This window comes from Nostoc sp. ChiVER01 (assembly GCF_034531155.1).
Classification (GTDB): Bacteria; Cyanobacteriota; Cyanobacteriia; order Cyanobacteriales; family Nostocaceae; genus Nostoc.
The window spans coordinates 1-5,714 of sequence record NZ_JAVRBS010000063.1; the positions used below are offsets into that span (position 1 = coordinate 1).

2 tRNA genes and 3 rRNA genes are annotated in these 5,714 nt (G+C 47.6%); all 5 read right to left on the minus strand.

The annotated features are described in order from the left end of the window. Window positions 1-53 precede the first annotated feature (53 nt). Window positions 54-165 (minus strand): 5S ribosomal RNA (gene rrf / locus RMY00_RS35820). Window positions 166-223: 58 nt separating this feature from the next. After that, window positions 224-3,099 (minus strand): 23S ribosomal RNA (locus tag RMY00_RS35825). A 217-nt stretch (window positions 3,100-3,316) separates the two neighbouring features. Then, window positions 3,317-3,393 (minus strand) — tRNA-Ala (locus RMY00_RS35830). 14 nt (window positions 3,394-3,407) lie between these two features. Then, a tRNA-Ile gene (locus RMY00_RS35835) sits at window positions 3,408-3,482 on the minus strand. Between the two features lie 112 nt (window positions 3,483-3,594). Beyond that, a 16S ribosomal RNA gene (locus RMY00_RS35840) occupies window positions 3,595-5,116 on the minus strand. Together the 16S, 23S and 5S rRNA genes with 2 tRNA genes alongside form the textbook arrangement of a ribosomal RNA operon. Between the last annotated feature and the right edge of the window lie 598 nt (window positions 5,117-5,714).

The window sequence follows — 5,714 nt, forward strand, 5'->3', positions numbered from 1 at the left end:
ATCATCTTTAAACAAGAAAAGCCTGTAGTTTATGACTACAGGCTTTCTTTAAGATTTGGCACCGACCTACTCTCCCACGTGTTACCGCAGTACCATCGGCTCTGGTGGGCTTAACTTCTCTGTTCGGAATGGGAAGAGGTGGACACCACCGATATAGGCACCTAAATATCGTTATGACATATTATTGAAAGAAGTTAGTTAAGAAAAGCAAACAACGTTCTGCTTTTGAAAGCTTCGGATGATTAGTATTACTCGACTTTGATGTCACCACCTTTACATCTGTAACCTATCAACGTAGTAGTCTGCTACGGTCCTATATGGAATTCTCATCTCGTGGCTAGTTTCGCACTTAGATGCTTTCAGCGCTTATCTATTCCCAGCGTAGCTACTCTGCAATGCCCCTGGCGGAACAACAGATTCACTAGAGGCTAGTCCAACCCGGTCCTCTCGTACTAAGGTCAGCCCCACTCAAAATTCCTACGCCCACAACAGATAGGGACCGAACTGTCTCGCGACGTTCTGAACCCAGCTCGCGTGCCACTTTAATCGGCGAACAGCCGAACCCTTGGGACCTTCTCCAGCCCCAGGATGTGACGAGCCGACATCGAGGTGCCAAACCTCCCCGTCGATATGAGCTCTTGGGGGAGATCAGCCTGTTATCCCCAGCGTACCTTTTATCCTTTGAGCGATGGCCCTTCCATGCAGAACCACCGGATCACTATATCCGTCTTTCGACCCTGCTCGGCTTGTATGCCTCACAGTCAAGCAAGCTTATGCTATTGCACTCCTCATACGGTTACCAAGCGTATTGAGCTTACCTTTGAAAGCCTCCGTTACCTTTTTGGAGGCGACCACCCCAGTCAAACTACCCATCAAACAATGTCCTTCGCTGAGCGAAGTTAGACACCGAATACAGAAAGGGTGGTATTTCAACGTTGACTCCACGACGCCTGGCGACGCCGCTTCATAGTCTCCCACCTATCCTACACATCCTGTATCCAATGTCAATGTTAAATTGTAGTGAAGGTGCATGGGGTCTTTCCGTCCCGTTGCGGGTACCCGGCGTCTTCACCGGGACCACAATTTCACCGAGCTCATGGCTGAGACAGCGCCCAGATCGTTACACCATTCGTGCAGGTCGGAACTTACCCGACAAGGAATTTCGCTACCTTAGGACCGTTATAGTTACGGCCGCCGTTTACTGGGGCTTCGATTCAATGCTTCGCCTTGCGACTAACATCCCCTCTTAACCTTCCAGCACCGGGCAGGTGTCAGGCCTTATACTTCATCTTTCGATTTTGCAAAGCCATGTGTTTTTGTTAAACAGTCGCCTGGGCCTTTTCACTGCGGCTGATATTGCTACCAGCGCCCCTTCTCCCGAAGTTACAGGGCCATTTTGCCGAGTTCCTTAGCCATGATTCACTCGAGCACCTTAGAATTCTCTTCCCGGATACCTGTGTCGGTTTGCGGTACGGGTTTTTATAACCTGAAGCTTAGCGGTTTTTCTTGGAAGTCTGATTACCTGCACTATCAACGCCCCCGAAGGTTTGCTGTACTATCAGCCTTTAGCAAGACCGGCGGATTTGCCTACCAGTCCTATACCTACAGCCTTCAACGATCTATTCCGTCAGATCGCGGCAGTGTCACTACTCCGTCCCCACATCGCAGTTATAAAAAGTACGGAAATATTAATCCGTTGTCCATCGAATATCCCTTTCGGGTTCTCCTTAGGCCCCGACTAACCCTGATCCGATTAGCGTTGATCAGGAAACCTTATCCTTTCGGTGGGCAGGTTTCTCGCCTGCCTTATCGTTACTTATGCCTACATTTGCTTTTCCAGAAGCTCCAGCACAACTTACGTCATACCTTCGCCGCCGCTGGAATGCTCCCCTACCGATATATTTCAATCCCATAGCTTCGGTGTACAATTTGATGCCCGTTTATTATCCATGCCCGATCGCTCGACTAGTGAGCTGTTACGCACTCTTTAAATGAATGGCTGCTTCCAAGCCAACATCCTAGCTGTCTGTGCAATCGGACCTCGTTAGTTCAACTTAACTGTAACTTGGGGACCTTAGCTGATGGTCTGGGTTCTTTCCCTCTCGGCGCGTGACCTTAGCACCCCGCGCCTCACTGCAGTGTATATTAAATAGCATTCGGAGTTTGTCTGGATTTGGTAGGATTTGACTCCCCCGCACCCAATCAGTAGCTCTACCTCTAGATAACTTAACCACCACGCTGTTCCTAAAAACATTTCGGGGAGTACGAGCTATTTCCCAGTTTGATTAGCCTTTCACCCCTACCCACAGATCATCCGGAAACTTTTCAACGTTTATCGGTTCGGTCCTCCAGTACGTGTTACCGCACCTTCAACCTGTCCATGGGTAGATCACAAGGTTTCGCGTCTACCTCCCCTGACTATACGCCCTATTCAGACTCGCTTTCGCTTCGGATCCGTGTCTTAAACACTTAACCTTGCCAGAGAAGAGTAACTCGTAGGCTCATTATGCAAAAGGCACGCCGTCACGCCACCTGGACGCTCCGACCGCTTGTAAGCACACAGTTTCAGGTTCTATTTCACTCCCCTGTTCGGGGTTCTTTTCACCTTTCCCTCACGGTACTGGTTCACTATCGGTCTCTCAGGAGTATTTAGCCTTACCGGATGGTGCCGGCAGATTCCCACAAGGCGTCTCCGACCTCGCGGTACTCAGGATACTACTAGGTTAACATTACTTACGTGTACCGGGCTATCACCGTATATTGCCAGGCTTCCCATCCTGTTCCACTTCATTTTGTTATACCACATCGTAGTCCTACAACCCCAGTCTTGCCGTAACAAGCCTGGTTTGGGCTCTTTCCCTTTCGCTCGCCACTACTTAGGAAATCATTATTATTTTCTCTTCCTCTGCTTACTTAGATGTTTCAGTTCGGCAGGTTTGCGTACATTGTACGACTAGTCTTCAACTAGCCAGGTTTCCCCATTCAGAAATCTACGGATCAATTCATATTTGCTAATCCCCGTAGCTTATCGCAGCTTATCACGTCTTTCATCGCCTCTGAGAGCCAAGGCATCCCCTGTGTGCTCTTATTTACTTTCTTCTTTCTGTACCCTTTTGCGCATACAGAAATGCTTTTTTTGATTTGTCGTTATCTCCTCGGTTAAAGTCTAATTGCTTAAACAATACCCTAAAAGCTAACAACGTCTCTATTGTTGTTTGCTCTTCTTTTTTAACTTCTTCCAATATGTCAAAGAACTTTTCGATCCCGGGAACATCTATGTCCCTATTTACGTACCTTTTGTATTAAGTACCGGTGATGGTGGAGAATAACGGAGTCGAACCGTTGACCTCCTGCGTGCAAGGCAGGCGCTCTAGCCAGCTGAGCTAATCCCCCTTAGAATATATATGTAGTCCCGAGCAGATTTGAACTGCTGACCCCTACATTATCAGTGTAGTGCTCTAACCAAACTGAGCTACGGGACTATATGTCTATACTGCAGTATGGAGCACTAATTGATGCTTCATCCTATGGGTTGTCTTTTTTTGATCTGCCATTTATATCATTCAGCGTAGCGAGTAGTCTGACCTACTCCAGAAAGGAGGTATTCCAGCCGCACCTTCCGGTACGGCTACCTTGTTACGACTTAGCCCCAGTTATCGGTTTTACCCTAGGACGCTCCTTGCGGTTACATACTTTAGGTACCCCCAACTTCCATGGCTTGACGGGCGGTGTGTACAAGGCCCGGGAACGTATTCACCGCGTCATTGCTGATACGCGATTACTAGCGAATCCAACTTCAAGAGGTCGAGTTGCAGACCTCTATCCGAACTGTGAATGGCTTTTTGAGATTCGCTTGCTGTTGCCAGCTTGCTGCCCTCTGTACCATCCATTGTAGCACGTGTGTAGCCCCGGACGTAAGGGCCATGATGACTTGACGTCGTCCCCTCCTTCCTCTCTGTTTGCACAGGCAGTCTGTTTAGAGTCCCCACCTTAACGTGCTGGCAACTAAACATAGGGGTTGCGCTCGTTGCGGGACTTAACCCAACACCTCACGGCACGAGCTGACGACAGCCATGCAGCACCTAGTTTCGTGTGATTGCTCACTAATCAATCTCTTGATTATTCACTAACTTTCAAGCCCGGGTAAGGTTCCTCGCGTATCATCGAATTAAACCACATGCTCCTCCGCTTGTGCGGGCCCCCGTCAATTCCTTTGAGTTTCACCCTTGCGGGCGTACTCCCCAGGTGGAATACTTAACGCTTTCGCTTAGCCGCTAACTGTATATCGCTAACAGCGAGTATTCATCGTTTAGGGCGTGGACTACCAGGGTATCTAATCCTGTTTGATCCCCACGCTTTCGTGCCTCAGCGTCAATCACACCATAGTAAGCTGCCTTCGCAATCGGTGTTCTGTGACATATCTATGCATTTCACCGCTACTTGTCACATTCCGCCTACCTCTAGTGTATTCAAGCTCATCAGTATCAAGGGCACTGCGATGGTTGAGCCACCGTCTTTCACCCCTGACTTAATAAGCCGCCTACGCACCCTTTAAACCCAATAAATCCGGATAACGCTTGGATCCTCCGTATTACCGCGGCTGCTGGCACGGAGTTAGCCGATCCTTATTCCTTCGGTACATTCAGCTCAATACACGTATTGAGGTTTATTCCCGAATAAAAGCAGTTTACGACCCAGAGGGCTGTCTTCCTGCACGCGGCATGGCTGGTTCAGAGTTCCCTCCATTGACCAATATTCCTTACTGCTGCCTCCCGTAGGAGTCTGGTCCGTGTCTCAGTACCAGTGTGGGGGGCCATCCTCTCAGATCCCCTAGTCATCGTCGCCTTGGTGGGCCGTTACCCCGCCAACTAGCTAATGACACGCATGCCCATCTTAATCCTATAAATATTTGATCATTGTACAATGCTGTACTGTGATTTTATGCGGTGTTAATCCGAATTTCTTCGGGCTATCCCCCTGATTAAGGTAGGTTGCATACGCGTTACGCACCCGTGCGCCACTTTCATAAGGTGCAAGCACCTTAATCTCGTTCGACTTGCATGTATTAGGCCTGCCGCTAGCGTTCATCCTGAGCCAGGATCAAACTCTCCATTGTAAAATGTGTTGTTTGAACGCTGACCATTCTTAATTAAATTAATAATAGTCTATTCTAATTATTATATTGTCTAGTTAGAATCAGACTTAAAAAATAGCTCCGGTATCATGTACTTTGATTCCGTACTGTTTTACCTCGCTACGCTTATAAATGACATCTCTTTAATGAACTTCTCGAATCCCCTCGCGGTTCTTCTTATATCTCTTCGCATTCCGATCTCTGTTTCTCCCTGGTCTGTTTCGTCCAAGATTCAGTTTCAACCTGCAGCGTTTCAATCTTTTTTATCCCCTGATCAACTCCGTTAATCAGGCTCCCTGTGTTTGGGATTGCAAAGGTAGAAATCTTTTTAGTATTGTCAAGCTTTTTTTTAAACTTTTTTTTCTCCCTGTTTTCAACACCTCGCAGCTCAACAAAAAAGAAATACAATCTCTAACCTTTCATACCCTCAAATCAACCTTCTAACAATCAACCTCTCTGTTTCCCTTCCTCCGAAGCGGGTTGCAAAAGTAGAAAAAATATCTATCCCCGCAAACTTTCCTCAACACCTTTTAACAAGAAAAAACTTAACCCCCTAAAAAACAACAAGAAAAAATTGAAA